Origin of the sequence: Micromonospora sp. DT227, assembly GCF_049841835.1 — a bacterium.
Lineage (GTDB): Bacteria > Actinomycetota > Actinomycetes > Mycobacteriales > Micromonosporaceae > Micromonospora.
In genome coordinates this window covers 669,325-693,195 of record NZ_JBNCLA010000002.1, presented here as the reverse complement: position 1 = coordinate 693,195, position 23,871 = coordinate 669,325, and the positions used below count along the sequence as shown (strand labels likewise).

The following is a 23,871-nucleotide window of genomic DNA, read 5'->3' as shown; positions in this document are numbered from 1 at the left end:
GTGCAGAGGTACCAGCAGGGGTGGACGCTGCGGCGGCGGGTGGCCGCGCTGCTCGGCGTGGTCCTCGCGTTGCTGCTCGGGCTGGCCGCCGCGGAGGCGGCGGTCGCTGCGAAGAACCGGCAGAACATCGACGCGGTGCTGCTCCGGACCGGCCCGCTGCGGGTCCAGGCGCAGGAGCTGATGAGCGTCCTGCTGGACCAGGAGACCGCGGTCCGCGGGTACGCGGTGAACGGCGACCGCAACGACCTGACCCCCTATCAGGAGGGCGTGCGGCGCGAGCAGGAGTTGATCACCTCGATCCGTGGTCTGTCCGCCGGCTACCCGGACGTGCGCCGCGAGGTGGGCGTGGTCGAGCAGCAGACCGCGCAGTGGCGGGCCCAGGTGGCCGAGCCGGTGATCGCGACCACGGAGCGCAGCGGCCCGGCCGCCGGCCAGGCGTTGATCACCGACCGCACCCGGCAGCAGTTCGACGGGATAAGGGCGTCGGTCACCACGCTCCAGGACGAGATCCTCACCGTCCGGAAGCAGACCGCCGACCGGGTCAACTCGACGAGCAACACGCTGGTCATGCTGCTGATCATCGCGGCGCTGGTGGTGGCGGTGGCCGGCGCGGTCATGCTGGTCTCGCTCGACCGCATCCTGATCCGTCCGCTGGCCGCGCTGGTCGGTCAGGTGCGCGAGGTGGCCGAGGGGGACTACCAGCACCGGATCTCCGGCTCCGGCCCGCCGGAGTTCCTGCGGCTCGCCGACGACATCGACCAGATGCGCCAGAAGATCGCCCAGGATCTGGACGAGGTGCGTCAGGCCCGGGAGCGGATCGAGTGGGTGAACGACCAGCTCCAGAAGCAGGCCGAGGAGTTGACCCGCTCCAACCGTGACCTGGAGCAGTTCGCGTACGTGGCCTCGCACGACCTCCAGGAGCCGCTGCGCAAGGTGGCCAGCTTCTGCCAGCTCCTCCAGCGGCGCTACGCCGGGCAGCTCGACGAGCGGGCGGACCAGTACATCGCGTTCGCGGTGGACGGCGCGCAGCGGATGCAGCGGCTCATCAACGACCTGCTCGCGTTCTCCCGGATCGGCCGGCTCACCACCGGCTTCACCGAGGTCGACCTGAACCGGGTGATGGGTGACGTGGCCGGGCAGACCGAGGCGGCCCGGCAGTACGCCGACGCGGAGCTGACCTGGGACGAGATGCCGACCATCCGCGGCGAGGAGCCGTTGTTGACCAACCTGCTGGTCAATTTGGTGAGCAACTCGGTGAAGTTCCGCCGTCCGGACGTGCCGCCGAAGGTGCACGTGTCGGCCCGGCTGGTCGACGGCGAGTGGGAGATCGGCTGCCGGGACAACGGCATCGGCATCGAGCCGGAGTTCGCCGACAAGATCTTCGTGATCTTCCAGCGGCTGCACTCGAAGGACGCGTACCCGGGCACCGGCATCGGGCTGGCGATCGTCAAGAAGATCGTGGAATACCACGGCGGCCGGGTCTGGGTGGACACCGACGCCGAGGAAGGCACCACCATCCGGTTCACGCTGCCCGCGCTGGAGGCCGACGTCGAGGCCGCGCAGGCGGCCGAGAACGCGGCGGCGGAGGAGACCGGGGCCGCCGGGTCGGCCGAGGACGCCCCGGTGGACGTCGCCCGGCAGCCGGACGGCGCGGCAAGCGAGGAGGCGCCCGTGGCGGCGGACCGGCACGAAACCAACGGTGGCATGAAGGAGACGGTGGGATGACGGCGCCTGCGGACGGCAAGAGCCCGATCGAGGTCCTGCTCGTCGAGGACGATCCGGGCGACGTGCTGATGACCCAGGAGGCGTTCGAGGAGCACAAGCTCCGCAACCGCCTGACGGTCGTCTCCGACGGCGCCGAGGCGCTGGCCTACCTGCGCCGGGAGGGCCAGTACACCGACGCGGTGGTGCCCGACCTGATCCTGCTCGACCTGAACCTGCCCCGCCGGGACGGCCGGGAGGTGCTGGAGGAGATCAAGAAGGACGAGCACCTCCGCCGGATCCCGGTCGTGGTGCTCACCACCTCGCAGGCCGACGAGGACATCCTGCGCAGCTACCAGCTGCACGCCAACGCCTACGTGACCAAGCCGGTGGACTTCGAGCGCTTCATCTCGGTGGTCCGCCAGATCGACGAGTTCTTCGTCAGCGTGGTCAAGCTGCCGCCGCGTGGCTGACCCCCTGCTGGACGACGTCGCCGGGCTGCTGCGGGAGGCCGCGGCCGAGGTCGTGGTGCCGCTGTTCCGTCGGCTCGACCCGTCCGACATCTCCGAGAAGGCGCCCGGCGAGGTGGTCACCGTCGCCGACCGTGAGGCCGAGAAGCTCATCTCCGACGGGCTGCGCCGGTTGCGTCCCGGCTCGGTGGTGGTCGGCGAGGAGGGCGTCGCCGAGGATCCGGACCTGCTCCGGCACCTGCGCGGCGACGGTGACGTCTGGCTGGTCGACCCGGTCGACGGCACCGCCAACTTCGCCGCCGGGAAGCGGCCGTTCGCGCTGATGGTGGCGCTGCTCACCGACGGCGTACCGGCGGCGTCCTGGGTCTACGACCCGCTCGACGACACGATGGCGGCCGGCCGGCTCGGCGCGGGCACCCGGCTGGACGGCACGCCCGTCCGGCCCGACCGGCCGGTGCCCGAGGTGGGCGCGTTGCGCGGCACCGCGATGACGAAGTTCCTGCCCGCCGACTTCCGCCGCGACGTCGAGGCCGGGGGCCGTCGGATCGGCGAGTTGCTGCCCGGCCAGCACTGCGCCGGCCGGGAATACCTGGACGTGCTCACCGGCGCGCAGCAGTTCGTGCTGTTCTGGCGCACGCTGCCGTGGGACCACACCCCCGGCACGCTGCTGGTGCGGGAGGCCGGCGGGGTGGCCCGCCGCTTCGACGGCACCGACTACCACCCGGCCGACGAGGGTCGGGGCCTGCTGGTCGCGGCCAGCGGGGAGATCTGGGACGAGGTGTACGCGGCGCTGCTGGCACGCTGAGCGTCGACGGCGGCACGCTGCGTCGACGTTGCGTGTCCCGGGCGGTCACCGGCCTGGCGCGGCGCGTCCGGTCCGGTATCGTGACCGGCGGTCTCCGCCAGCAGGCCGCCGCCCGGCGCCGGTGGAGCCGCCGCCGCGCACGGTCGAATCGGGGGCCGGCGGTCGACGGAAGGACCATCACGTGCCCAGGACCAGGCTCACCGGCCGGCGCGTCCGCCGGTCGCTGCTCGCGCTGCTCGCCGCGACGGCCGTGCTGCTCGGCGCCGGCCTCGCCACCGCCGGCCCGGCCGCCGCCGCGCCCAGCCCGAACGCCCCCGACGAGGGCGGCAGCAAGAAGCTCCGGGACGCGCTGGAGGCCGCGGCGAAGGGCCACATCGAGGCGAAGAACCGGCTGGACAACTCCAAGCGCCGGCAGAGCGCGCTGGCCGCCCAGCTCAAGGACATCGAGGCACGCCTCGTCGGGCTGACCGCCCAGGCCGGTGAGGTGGCCGTGCAGTCCTACCGGCAGGGCCGGCTGACCCCGGCGTCGATGCTGCTGGCCGCCTCCGGGCCGGACGACTTCCTGCACCGGGCCGCCGAGCTGGACATGATGGCCCACCGGGACAGCAAGCGGCTCGGTGACCTGGCCGACGCGAAGGCCGAGGCGACCGAGTCGAAACTGGCCCTCGACGCCGAGGTGCGCGAGCAGCAGAAGCAGCTCGCCGTGCTGGCCAAGAAGAAGAAGGACGCCGAGGTCGCGCTCGCCAAGGTCAGCTCCGGCGCCGGCTCCGGCTTCAGCGGCAGCTCCTCGTCGGCCAAGCCGGCGCCGCGCAACTCGGACGGGTCGTGGCCGTCGGAGTCCTGCTCGGTCAGCGACCCGACGCCGGCCGACGGCTGCATCACGCCACGCACGCTGCACATGCTCCAGCAGGCCCAAGCCGCCGGGTACAAGCGGTACGCGTCCTGCCACCGCAGCGGCGGCGGGGGCGAGCACCCCAAGGGGCGGGCCTGTGACTTCTCCGCCGCCAGCGGCGGCTTCGAGGACAAGACCGCGACCGGCGGCGACAAGTCGTACGGCGACAGCCTCGCCAACTGGGCGAAGAACAACGCGGGCCGGCTCGGCATCATGTACGTGATCTGGTACCGGCAGATCTGGATGCCGAACACCGGTTGGCGGGCGTACAGCGGGGGCGGCAGTCCGGCCGCCGACCACACAAACCATGTTCACATCTCGATGTACTGACCCGAACGGTCAGGAACGCCGCGTAACCTCGCCACGGTGAGCAGCACATCGGACATCGTCGCCGCGCCGGCGACCGAGACGCCGGCCCCGCCCCGGGCCCTGCCGAACGGGTTGGCCGCCTTCCTGGTCTTCCTCTCCAGCGGGGCGGTGCTGGTGCTGGAGACCGTCGCGCTGCGCCTGGTCGGCCCGTACGTCGGGGTGACGCTCCAGGTGACCAGCTCGGTCATCGGCATGGCGCTGGCCGCCATCGCGTACGGGGCGTGGATGGGCGGGTGGCTCGCCGACCGGCGGGACCCGCGCGCCCTGCTCGCCCCGGCGCTGGTGCTGGCCGGCATCGCCACCGCGGTCACCCTGCCCATCGTCAGGTACGCCGGTGAGGCGCTGCGCGGCGGCGCGGCGAGCGCGGTGCTGCTGCTGACCGCGCTGACCGTCCTGCTGCCGGCCGCGCTGCTGGCCGGGATCACCCCGCTGGTGGTGAAGCTCCAGCTCGCCGACCTGCGCCGCACCGGTCAGGTGGTGGGCAAGCTGTCCAGCATCGGCACGCTCGGCGGCATCACCGCCACGCTGGGCACCGGCTTCATCCTGGTGGCGGCGCTGCCCAGTTCGGTGATCGTGCTGGCGTTGGCCGCGGTGCTCGGCGTGACCGGGTTGGCGCTCGGGTTCTGGCTGCGGCGACGCTCCGGCGCGGCGCTGTCCACGCCGGGCCGGGCCAAGGCGGCGCTGGCGCTGATCGGGCTCGCCGCCGCGGGGCTCAGCGCGGCGGCGCCGAACCCGTGCGACGTGGAGACCGCCTACCACTGCGCCCGGGTCGAGGCGGCCCCGGACCGGACGGACGGGCGCACGCTCTACCTCAACTCGGCCCAGCACTCCTACGTCGACCTGACCGACCCGAGACACCTGGAGTACGCGTACACCCAGTGGATCGGCCTGGTCGCGGACGTGGCGCGGCCCGCGGAGCAGCGGATGGACGCGCTGCACCTGGGCGGCGGCGGCTTCACCGTGCCGCGTTACCTGGCCGCCACCCGGCCGGGCACCGACAACCTGGTCTTCGAGGTCGACGGCGGCCTGGTCGAGCTGGACCGGCGGGAGCTGGGCCTGCGGACCGGCCCGGAGCTGACCGCCAGGGTGGGTGACGCCCGGGTGCTGCTGCGCGCCGAACCGACCGACAGCCGGGACTTCATCGTCGGTGACGCGTTCGGCCACCTGGTGGTGCCGTGGCACCTGGCCACCCGGGAGATGGCCGCCGACATCCGCCGGGTGCTCCGCCCGGACGGGATCTACGTGCAGAACGTCATCGACTACCCGCCGGGCCGGTTCATCCGGGCCGAGCTGGCCACCGTCTCCGCCGTGTTCGACCACGTCGCGCTGATCGCCCCGCCGGACGCGGTCGACGGCCGGCAGGGCGCGAACTTCGTGATCGTCGCCTCGGACGCGCCGCTGCCGCTGGCCGCGATCCCGCCCGGCCTGAAGCCGCTCCCGGAGCTGGCCGAGCTGCTCGACGAGGCAGCGACCGCCGAGTGGATCGGGGACGCGCGGGTGCTCACGGACGACTACGCCCCGGTGGACCAACTCCTCGCGACCGCCTGATCGGGTGATGTTTCTGACCGATTCCGACAGTCCAGGTGTAGCGGGGGCCACTTCGGGCAACTGCACCGACCATGGGTGGACCGGTCAGGAACGGCGTGCAACTGCTCGGTGAGCGGTACCGCCTGGTCGAGCAGTTGGGCGCCGGCGGCATGTCGGTGGTCTGGCGCGGCTACGACGAGGTGCTCGGCCGGCAGGTGGCGGTCAAGGTGCTCGCCTCCCGGCTCGCCAGCGACAAGGCGTTCCGGCACCGGATCCGCGTCGAGGCGCAGGCCGCCGCGCGGCTCTGCCACCCCAACATCACCAACGTGTACGACTACGGCGAGTCCGTCCAGGTCGGGCTGACCGTGCCGTACGTGGTCATGGAGCTGGTCGACGGCGGCCCGCTCAGCAGCCGGCTCGGCCGGGACGGGCAACTGCCCTGGCGGGAGGCGCTGACCATCGGCGCGGAGGTCGCCTCCGCGCTGGCCACCGCGCACGCCCGCGGCGTGGTGCACCGGGACGTCACACCCGGCAACGTGATGCTCACCGCGACCGGCGTGAAGGTCGTCGACTTCGGGATCTCGGCGCTGGTGGGGGAGAGCGACAAGGGGCCGGACGGCGCGCTGCTCGGCACGCCCGCCTACCTGGCCCCGGAACGGCTGGACAACGGTCACGTCTCGCCCGCCACCGACATCTACGCGGTCGGCCTGCTGCTCTACCGGATGCTCACCGGCCGGCTGCCGTGGCAGGCCAGCACGACAACCGAGATGCTGCGCGCGCACATGTACCGCGACCCGGACCCGATGCCGCCGGTGCCCGGCCTTCCCGGCCAGGTCGGCGAACTGGTGCACCGGTGCCTGGCGAAGCGCCCCGAGGACCGCCCGCCCACCGCCGAGGTGGCCCGTACGCTCGCCGAGGCGGTGGGGATCGCGTCGATCGTGCCGGTGTCACCGGCGTTCGGCGGCATCGACCCGGCGTTGATGGCGAACGCCGGCACCACCATCCTGCCCTGGTCGGCGGCGACCGACGCGGTGCCGTACTCGGCGATCCGCACCCGGACCCGGGGGGCGGCGGCCCGGCGGCGCAAGGTGGAGGCCGGGGTGGCCGCCGCCGGTCTGCTCGCGGTGACCGCGACGATGTGGGGGCTGACGTCGCGGAGCCCGGCCAGCGGCGGGGTGGAGCCGACCGAGGCGCGGATGGGCCTGCCCGAGCCGGTGCCCTGCGCGGTCGACTACTCGCTGCGCCGCGACACCGGCAAGGACTTCTCCGCCGAGCTGACGCTGACCAACACCGGCCCTCGGGAGCTGCGCGGCTGGACGATGAGCTTCAGCTTCCCCGGCAAGCAGGCGGTCACCGCGGCGCAACCGCCGGTCCGGCAGGTGGGGCGCACCGTGTCGGTGGCGGCCCCGAAGCCGGACGCGACGCTGGCACCGGGCGCGTCGACGAAGCTCACCTTGAGCGGGCGCTACACCGGGAGCAACACGCTGCCGGTGGAGTTCAAGCTCGACAACAGCACGTGCGGCGTGCAGGTGTCGGGCATCGCCGGCTCGGTGCCGATCACCACCGCGCCGAAGACGACGAAGGCGCCGGTCAAGCCGGCCGCCAAGCCGGCCGCGAAGAGCGGGCCGACCAGGGCGAAGCCGGCGCCGAAGCCCAAGGCCGAGCCGCCGAAGCCCAAGGGCAAGGGCGGCAAGGAGAGCGGTAAGGGAAAAGGGAAGTGAAGCAGCCGAAGGGGGGTGGGCACGGCAAGGGCAAGGGCAAGGGACCGAAGGGCTGACGGTCGGGTCGGGGTCCGCGCCGGTCAGGTCAGCGCCGCGAAGCGCTGCACCTGGGTGATGCTGCCCTCCACGATGAGCACGCTCTCCGGCGCCAGCACCGTCTCCGGCCCGGCGTAGCGGAACGGCTGGCCGGGCAGCTTCGCGCCGACCACCATCACCCCGTAATGCTCCTGCGGGGACAGCTCGCGCAGCGCGCGTCCGACAAGCGGCGCGGGCACCCGTACCTTGGCGATGGCGAAGTCGTCGCCGAACTCGATGAAGTCGAGCATCCGGCTGACGATCAGGTGGGCGACCCGTTCACCGGTCTCGGCCTCCGGGAACACCACGTGGTGCGCGCCGACCGAGTGCAGGATCTTGGCGTGCTTGTCCGACGTGGCCCGCGCCCAGATCTGCGGGACGCCCAGCTCGGCCAGGGCCAGCACGGTGAGCACGCTCGCCTCGACCGAGGCGCCGATGGCCACCACCACCCGGTGGAAGTCCGCCACGCCGAGCTGCCGCAACGCCATCTCCTCGGTGGCGTCCGCCTGCACCACCCGGTCCAGCTCCGCCGACCACCGCTGGACCCGGGCCGGGTCCCGGTCGATGGCGAGCACCTCGTGGTCGAGGCGTGCCAGCGAGCTGGCGAGGTGGTGGCCGAACCGGCCCAGGCCGATCACGACGACACCGGTGTCGTCCGCGTGTCTAGCCGACAATGGGTTGCTCCTCCGGGTAGCGGTACAAACGTCGTCGGGTGTTCAACGCGATCGCCGAGCCGAGCGTGAGCGGGCCGATCCGACCGATGTACATGAGCGCGGTCAGCACGTACTGGCCGGGCGCCGACAGCCGCTGGGCGAGGCCGACGGTCAGACCGGTGGTGCTGAACGCGGAGGTGACTTCGAAGAGCGCGGCGTAGAAACGGACGTGCGTGGTCATCGCGATCAGGCCGACCGTGCCGGCGGCCACCAGCGCCACGCTGAGCAGCGCGACCGTCAGCGCCTGCCGCTGGCTGGCCGGGGACACCCGGCGGTGCCCGACCGTGGTGTCCGGCTCGCCGCGCAGCTCCGCCCAGATGGCGAAGCCGAGCAGGAAGAACGTGGAGACCTTGATGCCGCCGGCGGTGCTGGCGCTGCCGCCGCCGATGAACATCAGGGCGATGAGCATCGGGTAGCTCTCGTCGGTGAGGTGCCCGACGTGGATCACGTCGTAGCCGCCGGTGCGGCTCAGCGCGATCTGGGTGAACGTCGCCAGCACCTTGCCCGGCACGTCGAACCGGCCGATCGTGTCCGGGTTGGTCCACTCCGCCAGCAGCAGGTAGCCGAAGCCGCCGACGGTGAGCACCAGGCTGCCCCAGACGGTGAGCTTGGTGGCGACCGCCCACCGGCCCGGCCGCCGCCACTCCCGGGACGCCTCGAACAACGCCGGGAAGCCGAGCCCGCCGATGATCGCGCCGGCGCCGAGCGGCAACGCCACCCACGGATCCCGGGCGAAGGCGACCAGCCCGTCGGAGTAGAGCGCGAAGCCGCCGTTGTTGAACGCCTGGACCGAGTGGAACACCGCGTACCAGAGCGCCCGCCCCGGCGGGTAGTCGTAGGCCAGCCAGAAGCGCCCGCCGACCACGGCGGTCATCAGCGCCTCGGTGACGAAGACGGTGGCCGCGATGCGGAGCAGCAGCCGGCGTACGTCGCCGAGGCCGAACTCGGCGGTCTCGGCCTGCACCAGCAGCCGGTTGCGCAGTCCGAGCTGACGGGAGACGGCCAGGATCAGCAGGGACGCGCCGGTCAGGATGCCGAGACCGCCGAGCTGCGTGAGCACGGTGATCATCACGAGCCCGAAGTCGGTCCAGTAGTTCGGGGTGTCGGTCACCGCCAGGCCGGTCACCGAGACCGCCGAGGTGGACGTGAACAGCGCGGTCTCGAACGGCGTCCAGTGCTGCGTACGGGTGGCCCAGGGCAGCATGAGCAGCCCGGTGCCGACCAGGATCACCGCCAGGAATCCGAGCGGCACCAGCCGGACCGGCTTCCGGAGCAGGCGGCGCATCAGGTCATCTTCCGTCCGGAGATTCACCGGCAGGTCAGGAACCGACCAACTGGACGTCAACCGCGCCGGGTCTGCTGTGCGTACCCATCGACGACAGGAGACGGCGTTGCGACGTACCCTTTCTGCCCTCGGCGTGGCCGGCGCGCTGCTCGCGGCCGCGGCCGTGGTGGTGCCGGCCGTGGCCGCCCAGGCCGGCCCGGACCCGCGCGCCGAGCGTCCCCGCGCGACCCAACGGCCGATCGTGATCGGTCATCGCGGCGCGAGCGGCTACCGCCCGGAGCACACCCTGGAGTCCTACCGGCTCGCGATCCGGCAGGGCGCCGACTTCATCGAGCCGGACCTGGTGTCGACGAAGGACGGCGTCCTGGTCGCCCGGCACGAGAACGAGATCTCCGGTACGACGGACGTGGCGGCCCACCCCGAGTTCGCCGCCCGCCGGGCCACGAAGACCATCGACGGGGTGGCGGTGACCGGCTGGTTCACCGAGGACTTCACGCTCGCCGAGCTGAAGACGCTGCGCGCCAAGGAGCGGCTGCCCCAGGTGCGGGTGACCAACACCGCGTTCGACGGCCAGTTCGAGATCCCGACGTTCCAGGAGGTCATCGACCTGGCGCGGGCCGAGTCGAAGGCACGCGGCCGGACCATCGGCATCTACCCGGAGACGAAGCACCCGACCTACTTCGCGTCGATCGGGCGCGCGCTGGAGGAGCCGCTGGTCGCGACGCTGCGGAAGAACAAGCTGACCCACCGCAACGACCCGGTCTTCGTGCAGAGCTTCGAGACCGCCAACCTGCGCAAGCTCCACACGATGACCGACGTGCGGCTGGTGCAGCTCATGGACGCGACCGGCGCACCCTATGACTTCACCGCAGCCGGGGACCGCCGGACCTACGCCGATCTGGCCACCGCCGCGGGCCTGGCCTGGGTGTCCCGGTACGCCGACGGCGTCGGCCTGAACAAGAACCTGATCGTGCCCCGCGACGCCGCCGGCCGGCTGTTGGCGCCGACCTCGGTGATCCGGGACGCGCACCGGCTGCACCTGGTGGTGCACGCCTGGACGTTCCGCGCCGAGAACCAGTTCCTGCCGGCCGACTTCCGGCTCGGCGCCGACCCGAACGCGCGCGGTGACATCACGTCCGAGTACGAACTCTTCTTCGGCCTGGGCCTGGACGGCGCGTTCGCCGACCAGCCGGACACGGCGGTGGCCGCCCGCGCCGGCCGCTGACGCCCAGTCGGCTCGTTGGCTCGTCGGCTCGTTCGGGGCGCCCGTGTCGCGCGGGCGCCCCGGCGCGCGTTCGGCGGCCGGTAGGGCATGAGCCAGGGTGCGGCGTCGGGCCACGAGGATCGGCGGGTGAGTCGTTGCTGCTATCAGCTCCGAAGGCGGCGAGGGAAAGTGGCCCGCGTGGCGCCTAGCAACGTGATGTCACCTACGCCATCAAGTTGCTAGGGAGTCGGGGGCTATCGGGCCGGGGCAGGGAGGGCGAGCGGAGGTGACGGACGCTCACCATCGGCGAAGCGGCCCGACAAACGGACATATACCCCAATACTGGCCTGGTTGCCTCGCGGCAGGGGCAGGCATGTACGGGGGTTGTGAATGTCCATTCTCACGATGACACGTGGGCGGCGCCGCTGGTGCGCGACCGCCGTCCTGACTCTGGTGAGCGGCCTGGTGCCGCTGGCGGGACCGCACGCGGCGACGCCGGCGCGCGCCGCCGACGCCGACAACGCGACGCTCGTCGTCAACAAGGGTGGCGACCGGACCGGGGAACAGACCGTCGGGCCGCTGGCCGGCGCCACCTTCGACTTCTACGCGGGCGTCAGCGGGACCCGACCCGGCCCGGGTGCCACGCCGGACGCGTCCTGCACCACCGACGCCAGCGGCAAGTGCTCGGTCGACGTGCCGGGACGGACCGGCACCAACCAGGGCTACTGGATCGTCGAGCGCAGCGCGCCGAGCGGCTGGCGGATCGTCGACAGCCTGGTCACCGGCAACGGCGGCAGCGCGCCCTACCAGTCCACGCCGTACCACGGGGTGTTCACCGGGGCGGTGGCCAACAACCTGACGTACACCTTCCCGGCGGTGACCACCGGGAACACGAACCGGACCGCGCGTGGCGCGGTGTGGGCCGACGAGCGGGACAACCCGGCCCTGCCCGCCTCCTGCGGCCTGCGCGTCGCGCTGCTGATCGACGTGTCCGGGTCGATCCGGCCCGACCTGCCGGTGGTCAAGAACGCGGCGAACGGCTTCGTCGACGCGTTGACCGGCACCCCGTCCCAGGTCGCGCTCTACACGTTCGCGACCGACGCCTCCGCGGTGCTCAACCCGATCCCGGTCTCCGACCAGAGCGGCGCGAACACGGTCAAGGCGGCGATCAACGGCCTCACCGCCGGTGGCACCACCAACTGGGACCAGGGGCTGTGGCAGATCGCCGCCGCGCCCTACGACTACGACGCCGTGATCATCCTGACCGACGGCAACCCCACCGTGTACGGCCCGCCGCCGGTCCAGGGAACCGGCAGCTTCACCCGGTTCGTCGAGGTGGAGAACGGCATCTTCTCCGCCAACGCGGTGAAGGCCAAGGGGACCCGGGTCGTCGCGGTCGGTGTGGGCGCCGGCGTCTCCGGCGCGCCCGACAACCTGGTCGCGATCTCCGGCCCGGTCGCCAACTCGGACTACTACCAGACCGACTACGACCAGCTCGCCGCCGTCTTCCGGGAACTCGCCCTGGACAACTGCCGGGGCACGGTCAGCGTGGTCAAGATGGTGATCCCACCGGGCGGCGGCGACCCGCAGCCGACCGGCGGTTGGACCATCTCGTCCAGCAGCACCGGAGTGACCCCGCCGAGCGCCGTCACCGACACCTCCACCGGCGCGGTCAACCTTGCCGTCGACCTGAACGGGCAGCCCAGCCGGGCGGTGGCGATCGCGGAGACCCCGCGGGCCGGATATTCGCTTGTCCAGCAGGAGGGCGTCAACGCCACCTGCACGGCCGGCGGCCAACCGGTGCTGGTGGCCAACAACGGCGAATTCGGGTTCAGCGTCAACGCGTTGGCCAACGACGCGGTGGCCTGCGTGATGATCAACCAGGCCGAGCCGCAGCCGGCGACCGTGGTGGTGAACAAGACCTGGGTGGTCAACGGGCAGAGCGTCCCCGACCCGCAGCAGGACGTCTCCATCCAGGCCGCGCTGGTGCTGCCCGGCGTGGACCAGCCGGCCTGGGGCGTCGCGTACAGCACCTTCCAGGCGGGGCAGTCGGTCGTCATCGACGAGACCATCACCGCGCTGCCGCCCGGGTGCACCAACACGGCCAGCGGCGCCCTCGGTGAGCAGACGCTCGCCGCCGGCACCAACACCTACCAGATCACCAACACGGTGACCTGCGAGACGAAGCTGATCCTGGCCAAGTCCGTGCAGAACCCGTACGGTCTGCCCGCGCCGCCGGCGACGGCCTGGGACCTGACCGCGTACGGGCCGAACGGGTTCACGGTGAAGAGCGGCGACCCGGCCCACCCGGTCGTCGAGGGCGCCGTCTACTCGCTCGGCGAGAGCACCGTTCCCGGTTTCACCCAGACCGTGGTGCCGGGTGCGGTGATCGAGCCGCCGGCCACCGGTAGCTGGAGTTGCGGGGTCCGCGACCGCAGCGGACCGGGCGTCAACCCCGACTTCGGCGGCGAGAACGGCCAGGTGGCCGTGCAGATCGGTCAGACCGTGGTCTGCGTCGCGGTCAACCAGGCCCAGGCGGCACAGGTGACCCTGGTCAAGGAGGTGCGCAACACCCACGGCGGCACCGCGAAGCCGACCGACTGGGTGCTCAGCGCCACCCCGCCGCAGGGTTCCGGCGCGAACCCGGTCAGTGGGCGCAGCGGCGAGCCGGCGGTGACCGGCGTCGAGGTGACGGCCGGCGTGCCGTACGGCCTCAGCGAGAGCGGCGGTCCGGCCGGGTACGAGCTGACGGAGTTGCGCTGCGTCTTCAACGACACCGGCGAGCCGGCGCCCACGCCGGGCAACGTGCTCACCCCGGCCGCGGACCGCGCGTACACCTGCACCTGGCGCAACGGCCAGCTCGACCCGAACGGGGCACACCTGACCCTGGTCAAGAAGGTCTGGGGCAAGGCCGCCCCGACCGAGTGGACGCTGACCGCGGCACCGACCAACGCGGCGACCCCGATCAGCGGCCCGTCCGGCAGCCCCGAGGTCACCTCGGTGCCGGTGCAGGTCGGCGTGGGTTACCGGCTGAGCGAGTCCGGTGGTCCGAGGGGCTACCAGCAGGCCGGGCCGCCGGAGTGCGTGCTGACCGGCACCGACACCCGGGTGCCGGTGCTGGACGGCGTGGTCACCCCGGCGCGGGGGCAGGACATCACCTGCACCTTCACGAACCGGATGGCGGCGAAGCCGTTCCCGCCGTTCCACCCGGGCAAGCACCTGCCGGTCACCGGCATGAAGCTGACCGGGCTGATCGGTGGTGGCGCGCTGGCGACGACGGCCGGTGTGGTGCTGACCGTCCTGGGTTGGCGGCGACGCCGGACGATGTGAGGCGGAGGCGTCGGCCGGTGACCGGCTGACCGGGCGGCCCGGCGGGGAGTTCCCCGCCGGGCCGCCGCGCGTACGCGGGGCGCGATGGGCGGGAGCGACACCGTGGCCGCGTTCCGCGTGGTGGGGCGGGCCATCCCGGGTCGGCCGGGTTACGTGCCGATGTCCGGGGTTGTAACGTGCGGCCATCCCGTCCCGGGCACTTGTGTGCGTCGACCACATAGCTCGTGGGTGACGTCACTTCTAGCGTGAGCCGACAACTGACAATCCTCCTGTCCTCACCTGGAGTCGCAATGACGATCCGGCACACGCGACGGGTGTTCCTTTCCGCCGCCACGATGATGGCGGCCGCGCTGGCCGCCACGGCGTGTGGCAGCCCGCAGGACACCGCCTCCGGCGGCGGCGACGCCGCGCCGGTCAAGGTCGGCCTGGTCTACTCCCAGTCCGGGCCGCTGGCCAGTTACGGCAAGCAGTACATCGAGGGGTTCAAGGCCGGCCTCGACTTCGCCACCAAGGGCACCGGCAAGGTCGGTGACCGGAAGATCGAGCTGAGCGAGGCCGACGACGCGGGCGACCCGGCCAAGGCCGTCTCCGCCGCCAAGGACCTGATCGGCAAGGGCACGAAGATCATCGCCGGGTCCACCTCCTCCGGGGTGGCGCTCCAGGTGGCCCCGATCGCGGCGCAGAACAAGGTGCTGTTCATCTCCGGTCCGGCCGCCACCGATGGGGTCACCGGCGCGAACAAGTACACGTTCCGCTCCGGCCGGCAGTCCTGGCAGGACGTGGTGACCGCCAAGTCGTTCATCGGCGACGCGGCCGGCAAGAAGGTCGTGGTGTTCGCCCAGGACGGCGCGTTCGGCGACGCCAACGAGGCCGCCGTGAAGGCCGTGATCGGCGGCGCCGGCGCGACGGTGAGCAGCGTCCGCGCGCCGGCCAGCGCCACCGAGTTCACGCCGTTCGCCAGCCAGATCAAGGCCGCCAAGCCGGACCTGCTCTTCGTCGCCTGGGCCGGCACCACCGCCGGTGCGATGTGGCAGACGCTCGACCAGCAGGGCGTGCTCGCCGCCACCACGGTCGTCACCGGGCTGGACATCCGCGCCTCCTGGCCGACGTTCGGCGCGGCCGGCAGCAAGATCTCGTTCCTGTCGCACTACTTCGACGGGGCCAGCGACACCGAGGCCGCCAAGGCCGCCAAGGCGAAGATCCCCGGCGGCACGCTCGACCTGTTCCACCCGGACGGGTTCGCCGCCGCGCAGATGGTCGTGCGCGCGGTGCAGGAGGGCGGCGACGACGTGGCGAAGATGGTCACCGCGCTGGAGGGCTGGGAGTTCGAGGGCGTCAAGGGCACCATGAAGATCCGCGCCGAGGACCACGCGCTGCTCCAGCCGATGTACCAGGCCAAGCTCACCGGCAGCGGCACCGCGTTCACGGCCACCGCGCAGAAGACGCTGACCGGTGACGAGAGCGCGCCGCCGGTCGCGCAGATGAAGGGCTGACCGATGCTCGCCACCCGCGGTCTGACCTGGCGGATCGGTGAGGTCGCCATCGTCGACTCCGTCTACCTCGATCTGGCGCCGGGGGAGTTCCTCGGCGTGATCGGGCCCAACGGCGCCGGCAAGACCTCGCTGTTCAACCTGATCACCGGCCTGCGCCGGCCCACCGAAGGAAAGATCCTGCTGGACGGCGCGGACGTCACCACGCTCCCGCCGCACCGGCGGGCCCGGCTCGGTCTGGGGCGCACCTTCCAGGCGTCCTCGGTCTTCGGTTCGCTGACGGTCCGGGAGAACGTCCGGCTCGCCGTACAGGCGCACCGGGGTGGCTCGATGAAGCTGTGGCGGCGGGCGGCGGCCGACCGGGAGGTGGCCGCCGCCGCCGACGCGGCGCTCGACCGGGTCGGCCTGCACCACCGGGGTACGGCGCTGGCCGGCACGCTCGCCCACGGCGAGAAACGCAAGCTGGAGATCGCGCTGCTGCTCGCCGGGGAGCCCCGGGTGATGCTGCTGGACGAGCCGATGGCCGGGGTGAGCGCCGAGGACGTGCCGGAGCTGGTCCGCGTGATCAAGTCGCTGACCGGGGACAGCGGCCGGGCGGTGCTCATGGTGGAGCACCACATGGACGTGATCCTGGAACTGGCCGACCGGATCGCCGTGATGCACCACGGCGCGCTGCTGGCCTGCGACACCCCGGACACGGTGATGGCGAACGCCACCGTGCAGGAGGCGTACCTGGGGGAGGCGCTCTGATGGTCGAACCTGTCCTGAGCGTGGAGGGCCTGTCCGTGCGGATCGCCGGACTGCACATCCTCCAGGGCGTGTCGTTCGAGGTGGCGCCGACCGGCGTCACCGTGCTGCTCGGGCGCAACGGCGTCGGCAAGACCACCACGCTGCGCGCGATCGTCGGGCTCACCCCCCGGGGCGGCGAGGTGCGCGGCACGGTGCGGATGGGCGCGCGGAGCCTGCTCGCCCGCCCCACCCACCGGCTGGTCCGCGACGGGCTCGGCTACGTGCCGGAGGACCGGTGCGTCTTCGCCGGGCTCACCGTCGCGGAGAACCTGCGGCTGGCCGAGCGGCGGGGCACCACCCCGGCGTACGACAAGGTCTTCGCGCTCTTTCCGGAGCTGGACCGGCGCGGACGGCAACGGGCCGGTTCGCTCTCCGGCGGGCAGCAGCAGATGCTCGCCATCGGCCGGGTACTGCTCAACGACAACCGGCTGCTGCTGGTCGACGAGCCGACCAAGGGGTTGGCGCCGAAGGTGGTGACCGAAGTGGCCGAGGTGCTGGAACGGGTCGCGGAATCCGTGCCGGTGCTGCTGGTCGAGCAGAACCTGGCGGTGGTGCGACGGCTGGCGTCCGACGCGGTGGTGCTCTCCGCCGGCCGGGTCGCCTGGACCGGCGACGCCCACGAGCTGCTGCTGGAGACCGCGCTGACGAAGTCGCTGCTCGGGGTGGGTTCGGCGGAGGTGCACTCGTGAACACCGTGGTCCTGTTGACGCTGACCGGGCTCGGCCTGGCGGCGCTCTACTTCCTCGTCGCGTCCGGCCTGTCCCTGGTCTTCGGCCTCGCCGACGTGCTCAACTTCGCGCACGGCCTGTTCCTCGGCGTCGGCGCGTACGCGACCTGGTGGGCGGCCGGCAACCTGCCCGGCGCCGGGTCGGACGGCCTCGGGTTCGTGGTCGCGGTGCTGTTCGGCGTGCTGGCCGGCTCGCTGGTCGCGGTGCTTGTCGAGCTGGTGCTGATCCGGCCGCTCTACTCCCGCACCATCGAACAGGTGCTGGTCACCGTCGGCCTGTCGCTGGCCGGCGTGGCGCTGCTCCAGGCCACCTGGGGCGCCGACCCGCGCACGTTCCCGCGCCCCGACTGGAGCCGGAACGTGACGGCGGTCCTCGGCGCGCAGGTGCCGAACGCCGGGCTGCTGCTGATCGTCGCCGCGGTGCTGGTGCTCGGCGCGCTGCTGGCGTTCCTGCGCTGGACCCGGTACGGCCTGATCATCCGGGCCGGCGTGGAGAACCGGGAGATGGTGACCGCGCTCGGCATCGACGTGCGCAAGGCGTTCACGCTGGTCTTCGCGATCGGCGGGGCCGCCGCCGCGCTGGCCGGCGCGCTCGGCGGCGTCTACTTCGGCACCGTCTCACCCGGCCAGGGCGGCTCGCTGCTGATCTTCGCGTTCATCGTGGTGGTGATCGGCGGAATGGGCTCGGTCGTCGGCTCCGCGTACGCGGCGGTCGCGGTGGGGCTGCTGCAACAGTTCGTCAACTACTACGGCACGTCCGGGCTGGGCGATCTGTGCGTCGTCGGCCTGCTCGCCGTGGTGCTGCTGCTGCGTCCGCAGGGCCTGGCCGGAAAGGTGGCTCACGCATGACCGAGGTCAAGAGTGCCGAGGTGCCCGCGCCGCCGGCCACGGTGCCCGACGAGTTGACCCCCGGGCGCTCCCGCTGGCACGGGCTGCGTCCGTACCTGCCGCTTGTCGCGCTGGTGGTGGCCGCGGTCCTGCCGTACTCGACGGTGAACCTGCCCGGCATCTTCGAGGGGCCGCTGAACTCGCCGGGCACGCTGCAACTGCTCGCCATCTGCCTGGTCTTCGGCGGGCTCGCGGCCGGCTACGACCTGCTGTTCGGGCGTACCGGCATGCTCTCCTTCGGGCACGCGCTCTACTTCGCCGCCGGCGTCTACGGCACCGACGTGCTGGTCACCAAGGCCGGGCTGCCGCTGTGGCAGGCCGCCGTGCTCACCGTGGCCGGCGGCACCACGCTGGCCGCGCTGCTCGGCGCGGTGGCGCTGCGCACCGTGGGCATCGCGTTCGCCATGGTGACGCTGGCGTTCGCGCAGGTCGGGGCGATCCTGGTGGCCCGCGACTTCGGCGGGCTGACCGGTGGCGAGGAGGGCCTGCCGCTGGACGTGTCCGGGCTGCCGTCGGCGCTCGTCGGCGTCACCAATACGGTCAACCTCTACTGGCTGGCGCTGGCGTACCTGGCGCTGGTGGTGCTGGTGTTGCACCGGGTCAGTGGCTCGCCAACCGGGCGGGTGCTGGCCGGGCTGCGCGACGACGAGCGGCGGATCGGGGTGCTCGGGCTCGACCCGTACCGGTTCAAGCTTGTCGCGTTCACGCTGGCCGGCGGCCTGGCCAGCGCCGGCGGGGTGGTCTACGTGCTGATCGTGGGCGGCGCCAGCCCGCACATCACGTCGTCCGAGCTGACGCTGTCGCTGCTGGTGATGGTGGTGCTCGGTGGCCCGGGCACCAGGTGGGGGCCGGTGCTGGGCGGCGTCCTCTACATGTACCTGGACCACCGGCTCACCGCGTTCGGCAGCAGCGACGCGGTGAACAGCCTGCCCGCGTTCCTCAGTCACCCGCTGAGCCAGCCGCTGTTCGTGCTGGGCACCGTGTTCATCCTGGCGGTGTACTTCTTCCCCGGCGGCCTGGCCAGCCTGCGCACCCGACTGGCACCCCTCGGGTCCGCGCTGCGCCCGCGCCGCTGACCCCCGCGACGGGCGGCGGGCCCCCGTGTGGCCGCCGCCCGTCGCGCTGGTCGCGGGTCAGCCGTTGAGCATCTCGTACACCAGGGCCGGCGCCTTCTGCACCTGGTCCCCGGTGGGCTCGGCGATCTTCGGCGCCTTGCCGTAGTCGTAGTATCTGGTGATCAGCTTCATCGCCTTCTGCTTGCCGGCCGCCGGCACGTTCAGGGTCAGCGAGGCCAGGTTGCCGTCCGCCCCGATGACGGCGGTGAACGGCACCCTCTTCCCCGCCTCACCCAGCGCCGTCAGGTCCACGTTGTCGAACGTGCTCTGCACGTCGGCGTTGTCGGTCAGGTCGGCGAGCCCGGTGTACGTACCGTCGCCCTTGGCCTCGACCGTGTCCGCGGTGCGGATGACGGCGGCGGTGTTGCCCGGGTCGGCGCCCTGGTAGGCGGGGATGCTGGACTCGTCCTTCAGCTTGTCGCGGTCCATCGCCATCCAGCGCTTGGGCAGCTTGAGCGAGTCGGGTACGTCGGTGAGGCCGGTCAACTTGACCCGCATCCACAGCGCCTCGTCGATCCACCGGAACGTCATGTCCATGGTGAACTCCGGGTCGTCGTTCCGCTGTTTGACGGCGAGGTCCATGGCCTCGGTGGCCGGGTCCAGCACGCCGGTGAACTTGTCGGTGCTGTCCTGGAGCAGGAACCGGAACGCCGGGTCCTGCTCGGTCGGCACGGCGGCCAGCAGGGTGGCCTTGGGGTCCGCCGACGGGGCCGGCGCGGGGCCGGCGCCCTCGGAGGCGTCCCCCGCGCCGCACCCGGCGGCCAGTGCGGTGGTGGCCAGCACGGCGGCCGCGCGGAGCCCGATCCGCCGGACGGTCGCGGCGGTGCCGTTTCGCTGCGTCATCTTCGTTCGACTCACTTTCCCAGGTGGCTGTTGCCGGGGAAGCTTCGCAGGCCGCCATCGCCGTTCCACTGCCGATATGCTGCCGTCCGACTGCCGCCGGCCACGGCGGGCGACGGCCGGGGGTACGGGGGCGGGAAACTCGCATGTCAGAGGCGCTGCGTTTCGAGCTCCTCGGTCCACAGCGGGCCTGGTACGCCGACCGTCCGCTCGATCTGGGCCCGGCCAAACAGCGGGCCGTGCTGGCCGTGCTGCTGCTCGCCGCCGGCCGCCCGGTCCCCACCGGGCAGATCGTCGAGGCGGTGTGGCCCGAGGAAGCGCCGGTGAACGGCCCCAACGTGGTGCAGAAGCACGTGGCCGGTCTGCGCCGGATGCTGGAGCCCGACCGGTCACCGCGTACGCCGGCCCAGGTGCTCACGCTGACCGACGCCGGATACCTGCTGCGGGTCGCGCCGGAGTCGGTCGACGTGACGCGCTTCGAGCGGGGCGTCCAGCGCGCCCGGCAGGCGCAGGCGGCCGGGCGTACGGCGGAGGCGCTGGCCGAGGTGCACGCCGCGCTGGAGCGCTGGCAGGGCGAGCCGTTCACGGGGTTCGCCGGCCCCTGGTTCGACGCCGCCCGGCACCGGCTGGTGGAGTTGCGGGCCGTCGCGCTGGAGACGCGTACCGAGCTGGAGTTGGCCGCCGGTCGACACGGCGAGGCGGTGGGCCGGCTGGTCGAGCTGGTCGCCGAGTTCCCGGTCCGGGAGCGGCTGCGGCTCCAGCTCATGCTGGCGCTCTACCGGAGTGGCCGGCAGGCCGAGGCGCTCGCCGCCTACCGGGACTTCGCCGACCTGCTCCGCGACGAGTACGGCATCGACCCCGGGGAGCCGCTCCGGGACCTGCACCAGCGCATCCTCCGCGCCGACGCGGGCCTCCTGCTGCCGGCCGCCGGCCCCGGTCCGGCCGCTCCGTCGGCGGTCCCGCCGGTCCCGCCGGCCGCCGTTCCGTCGCCGGCCCCGTCCACGGCGGCGCTGGTTGAGCCGGTCGGTGCGGCCCGATCCCCGGTGCCGGACATGTCCGAGCCGCTGAGACTTCCGCCGCCCTTCCCGACGGCGTCCCGGGTGCCCGGTTGGCTGAGTGTCGGCGCGACCGTGGTGGGCGCGCTCTGCTCGCTGCTGTCGCTGGGCCTGCTCGCCTGGCTGGTGGTCCTGCTCTACGGGATCTGGCGCCGGAGCTGGGTCACCCTCCTCGCGGCGGGCTACTACCTCAGCGTGGCCGTCGGTTTCATGGTGGTGTTCAGCACCGACAAGGAGCCGGAGGAGTTCAGCGTCCCGGAGGACGTGGTCGGTTTCACCTGGCTGTTCACCTGGCTGGTCAGTGTCCTGCACGTGGTGTTGCTCAACGGTCGGCTCCTGGCCTGGTTGCGCGACCTCCGGCGGTACCGGCCGCACGCGACCGGCCGCCGGCAGCGCCGGGAACACGCCCGCCACCTGCTCCACCACTACCCGTCGGCGCGCGCCGAACTGCGCATCGGCCGCCCCGATCTGCCCCGCGCCTACGACGACGGCGGCCTGGTCGACGTCAACTCGGTGGCGGACCCGACGATCCTCGGGCTGCCGGGGCTGAGCCCGGCGCAGGCCCGACATGTGGTGCTCGACCGCCGGCTGCGCGGCCCGTACGGCTCGTTGGAGGAACTGGCCGGGCGCTGCCACCTGCCGTCGTCGACCACCGAACCGCTGCGCGAGCTGCTGCTCTTCCTGCCGCCCGAGCCGTCGCCCGCCCCGCCGGTGTGGTCGGCCGTCCCTGGTAGAAATGCCGGATGAGCCAGGATCGGAACGCCGTCCGGGAACGCGCCGAGGCGGTCCTGCGGCGGCTGGCGGGTGACCACGCCCGGCTGCGCGAGGACCAGTGGCGCGCCATCGAGGCGCTGGTCGTCGACCGGCGGCGGGTGCTCTGCGTGCAGCGCACCGGCTGGGGCAAGTCGGCCGTCTACTTCGTGGCCACCGCGCTGCTGCGGTCCGGCGGCGGGCACGGGCCGACGGTGATCGTGTCGCCGCTGCTGGCGCTGATGCGTAACCAGGTCGACGCCGCCGCCCGCGCCGGCATCCGGGCCCGCACCATCAACTCCGCCAACCTGGACGAGTGGGACGAGATCACCGCCGAGATCCACGCCGGGACGGTCGACGTGCTGCTGATCAGCCCGGAACGCCTCAACAACCCGGACTTCCGGGACGGCGTGCTGCCGAAGCTGGCCGCCACCACCGGGCTGCTGGTGGTCGACGAGGCGCACTGCGTCTCCGACTGGGGGCACGACTTCCGCCCCGACTACCGCCGGCTGCGTACGTTCCTGGCGAACCTGCCCGAGCGCACGCCGGTGCTCGCCACCACGGCCACCGCCAACGCCCGGGTCACCCGCGACGTGGCCGAGCAGCTCGGTGACGCGCTGGTGCTGCGCGGCACGCTGGACCGGGAGTCGCTGCGCCTCGGCGTACTCGATCTGCCGAGCCCGGCCCACCGCCTGGCCTGGCTGGCCGACCACCTGGACCGGCTGCCCGGCTCGGGGATCGTCTACACGCTCACCGTGGCCGCGGCCACCGAGACGGCGGAGTTCCTGCGCGGCCGGGGCTGGTCGGTGGCGTCCTACACCGGGCAGGCCGAGGACGCCGACCGGCGCGCCGCCGAGCAGGACCTGCTCGACAACAAGATCAAGGCGTTGGTCGCCACCAGCGCGCTCGGCATGGGCTTCGACAAGCCCGACCTGGGCTTCGTGGTGCACCTCGGAGCGCCGCCGTCGCCGATCGCCTACTACCAGCAGGTCGGTCGCGCCGGTCGCGCCGTCGAGCAGGCCGAGGTGCTGCTCCTGCCCGGCGTCGAGGACGCGGCCATCTGGCGGTACTTCGCCTCGCTCGCGTTCCCGCCCGAGGAGCAGGTCCGCGCCGTGCTCGCCGCGCTCGACACCGACCGGCCGATCTCCACCCAGGCCCTGGAACCGGTCGTCGACCTGCGCCGGGCCCGGCTGGAGCTGATGCTCAAGGTGCTCGACGTGGACGGCGCGGTCCGCCGGGTGCGCGGCGGCTGGCTCGCCACCGGCGAGCCGTGGACCTACGACGAGGCCCGGTTGCGGCGCGTCGCCGACGCGCGCACCGCCGAGCAGCGGGCCATGCGGGAGTACGCGGACACGTCCCGCTGCCGGATGCGCTACCTGCGGGAAGGGCTCGACGACACCGGGGCGGAGGACTGCGGCCGGTGCGACAACTGCGCCGGCCCGCTGTTCGACGCGGACGTCTCACCGGAGGCGCTCACCGCCGCGCAGACGTTCCTCGGCCGCCCCGGCGTCCAGATCGCGCCGAAGAAGCTCTGGCCGACCGGGTTGGACGCGGTCGGCGTACCCCTGAAGGGTCGCCTCCCCCCGGCGGAGCAGGCGCTGCCCGGGCGGGCCGTGGGGCGCCTGTCCGACCTGGGATGGGGCGGGCGGTTGCGGGGCCTGGTCGGCCCGGACGCGCCGGACGGCCCGGTGCCCGACGACGTGGCGGCGGCGGTCGTCGAGGTGCTGAAGGCGTGGGCACACGGCGACGACCCGTGGCCGCGCCGCCCGGCCGGCGTGGTCGCGGTCGGCTCCCGGAACCGGCCGACGCTGGTCGGCTCGCTGGCCGAGCGGATCGCCGGGGTCGGCCGGCTGCCGTTGCTCGGCGTGGTCGTGCCGACCGGTCCGGCCGGTGCCGGCGGGCCGCGCGGCAACAGCGCCCAGCGGGTACGCGCGCTGCACGACGCGTTCCACCTGCCGGACGAGTTGGCCGGCGCGCTGCCCGCGCTGGACGGGCCGGTGCTGCTCGTCGACGACCTGGTCGACTCCGGCTGGACGATGGCCATGGTGGCGCGCCTGCTGCGCCGCGCCGGTGCGCCGGACGTGCTGCCGCTCGCCCTCGCCCTCGCCCTCGCCGGCTGAGGGGT

At 72.8% G+C, this 23,871-nt stretch carries 18 protein-coding genes; 15 read left to right on the top strand and 3 right to left on the bottom strand.

Features of this window, described 5'->3' with window-relative positions; all coding sequences use genetic code 11:
- From ACLQ2W_RS12230 to ACLQ2W_RS12205, 6 genes are all read left to right on the top strand, one after another.
- Positions 1 to 1,725, top strand: coding sequence for a sensor histidine kinase (locus ACLQ2W_RS12230; protein ID WP_425786448.1), 1,725 nt, complete (start codon positions 1 to 3; stop codon positions 1,723 to 1,725).
- Positions 1,722 to 2,174 (top strand): response regulator, encoded by a 453-nt coding sequence (locus tag ACLQ2W_RS12225; protein WP_107161837.1) that lies wholly within the window; start codon positions 1,722 to 1,724, stop codon positions 2,172 to 2,174. Before ACLQ2W_RS12230 ends, ACLQ2W_RS12225 begins: the two co-directional genes overlap by 4 nt.
- The gene (locus tag ACLQ2W_RS12220) at positions 2,167 to 2,976 is read left to right on the top strand and encodes an inositol monophosphatase family protein (RefSeq protein ID WP_425786447.1); all 810 of its coding nucleotides are present in this window, start codon (positions 2,167 to 2,169) and stop codon (positions 2,974 to 2,976) included. Before ACLQ2W_RS12225 ends, ACLQ2W_RS12220 begins: the two co-directional genes overlap by 8 nt.
- 181 nt (positions 2,977 to 3,157) lie before the next feature.
- Positions 3,158 to 4,198 (top strand): coiled-coil domain-containing protein, encoded by a 1,041-nt coding sequence (locus ACLQ2W_RS12215; protein ID WP_425786446.1) that lies wholly within the window; start codon positions 3,158 to 3,160, stop codon positions 4,196 to 4,198.
- A gap of 36 nt (positions 4,199 to 4,234) precedes the next feature.
- On the top strand, positions 4,235 to 5,785 hold the full coding sequence (locus ACLQ2W_RS12210; RefSeq protein WP_425786445.1) for a fused MFS/spermidine synthase: 1,551 nt from the start codon (positions 4,235 to 4,237) through the stop codon (positions 5,783 to 5,785).
- Between the two features lie 71 nt (positions 5,786 to 5,856).
- The gene (locus ACLQ2W_RS12205) at positions 5,857 to 7,485 is read left to right on the top strand and encodes a serine/threonine-protein kinase (RefSeq protein WP_425786444.1); all 1,629 of its coding nucleotides are present in this window, start codon (positions 5,857 to 5,859) and stop codon (positions 7,483 to 7,485) included.
- An 80-nt stretch (positions 7,486 to 7,565) separates the two neighbouring features.
- Here the strand turns inward: ACLQ2W_RS12205 and ACLQ2W_RS12200 are convergent, their stop codons facing one another.
- Positions 7,566 to 8,234: a potassium channel family protein gene (locus ACLQ2W_RS12200; RefSeq protein ID WP_405091306.1), complete on the bottom strand. Its 669-nt coding sequence runs from the start codon at positions 8,232 to 8,234 to the stop codon at positions 7,566 to 7,568.
- Positions 8,224 to 9,558: a TrkH family potassium uptake protein gene (locus ACLQ2W_RS12195; RefSeq protein ID WP_425786443.1), complete on the bottom strand. Its 1,335-nt coding sequence runs from the start codon at positions 9,556 to 9,558 to the stop codon at positions 8,224 to 8,226. The genes ACLQ2W_RS12200 and ACLQ2W_RS12195 overlap by 11 nt, the downstream gene beginning before the upstream one ends.
- Before the next feature lie 106 nt (positions 9,559 to 9,664).
- Between ACLQ2W_RS12195 and ACLQ2W_RS12190 the strand changes: the two genes are divergently transcribed.
- The 7 genes from ACLQ2W_RS12190 to ACLQ2W_RS12160 all read left to right on the top strand — a co-directional run bounded on the left by ACLQ2W_RS12190 (position 9,665) and on the right by ACLQ2W_RS12160 (position 19,062).
- The gene (locus tag ACLQ2W_RS12190; RefSeq protein ID WP_425786442.1) at positions 9,665 to 10,783 is read left to right on the top strand and encodes a glycerophosphodiester phosphodiesterase; all 1,119 of its coding nucleotides are present in this window, start codon (positions 9,665 to 9,667) and stop codon (positions 10,781 to 10,783) included.
- Positions 10,784 to 11,167: 384 nt separating this feature from the next.
- A complete protein-coding gene (locus tag ACLQ2W_RS12185; RefSeq protein ID WP_425786441.1) occupies positions 11,168 to 14,092 on the top strand; it encodes a VWA domain-containing protein in 2,925 nt (974 codons plus the stop codon).
- Positions 14,093 to 14,382: 290 nt separating this feature from the next.
- On the top strand, positions 14,383 to 15,585 hold the full coding sequence (locus tag ACLQ2W_RS12180; protein WP_425786440.1) for a substrate-binding domain-containing protein: 1,203 nt from the start codon (positions 14,383 to 14,385) through the stop codon (positions 15,583 to 15,585).
- A gap of 3 nt (positions 15,586 to 15,588) precedes the next feature.
- Positions 15,589 to 16,332, top strand: coding sequence for an ABC transporter ATP-binding protein (locus tag ACLQ2W_RS12175; protein ID WP_107161817.1), 744 nt, complete (start codon positions 15,589 to 15,591; stop codon positions 16,330 to 16,332).
- Entirely contained in the window at positions 16,332 to 17,060 is a 729-nt protein-coding gene (locus ACLQ2W_RS12170; RefSeq protein ID WP_425786439.1) for an ABC transporter ATP-binding protein, read from the top strand. The genes ACLQ2W_RS12175 and ACLQ2W_RS12170 overlap by 1 nt, the downstream gene beginning before the upstream one ends.
- On the top strand, positions 17,057 to 17,947 hold the full coding sequence (locus ACLQ2W_RS12165; RefSeq protein ID WP_425786437.1) for a branched-chain amino acid ABC transporter permease: 891 nt from the start codon (positions 17,057 to 17,059) through the stop codon (positions 17,945 to 17,947). Before ACLQ2W_RS12170 ends, ACLQ2W_RS12165 begins: the two co-directional genes overlap by 4 nt.
- On the top strand, positions 17,944 to 19,062 hold the full coding sequence (locus ACLQ2W_RS12160) for a branched-chain amino acid ABC transporter permease (protein WP_425786436.1): 1,119 nt from the start codon (positions 17,944 to 17,946) through the stop codon (positions 19,060 to 19,062). Before ACLQ2W_RS12165 ends, ACLQ2W_RS12160 begins: the two co-directional genes overlap by 4 nt.
- Positions 19,063 to 19,119: 57 nt before the next feature.
- On the opposite strand, the gene ACLQ2W_RS12155 is transcribed toward ACLQ2W_RS12160, so the two are convergent.
- Positions 19,120 to 19,944 (bottom strand): hypothetical protein, encoded by an 825-nt coding sequence (locus tag ACLQ2W_RS12155; RefSeq protein ID WP_425786435.1) that lies wholly within the window; start codon positions 19,942 to 19,944, stop codon positions 19,120 to 19,122.
- A 143-nt stretch (positions 19,945 to 20,087) separates the two neighbouring features.
- Between ACLQ2W_RS12155 and ACLQ2W_RS12150 the strand changes: the two genes are divergently transcribed.
- Positions 20,088 to 21,743, top strand: coding sequence for a BTAD domain-containing putative transcriptional regulator (locus ACLQ2W_RS12150; RefSeq protein ID WP_425786434.1), 1,656 nt, complete (start codon positions 20,088 to 20,090; stop codon positions 21,741 to 21,743).
- Complete coding sequence (locus ACLQ2W_RS12145; protein WP_425786433.1) at positions 21,740 to 23,866, top strand: DEAD/DEAH box helicase; 2,127 nt, start codon at positions 21,740 to 21,742, stop codon at positions 23,864 to 23,866. Before ACLQ2W_RS12150 ends, ACLQ2W_RS12145 begins: the two co-directional genes overlap by 4 nt.
- The last annotated feature ends 5 nt before the right edge of the window (positions 23,867 to 23,871 follow it).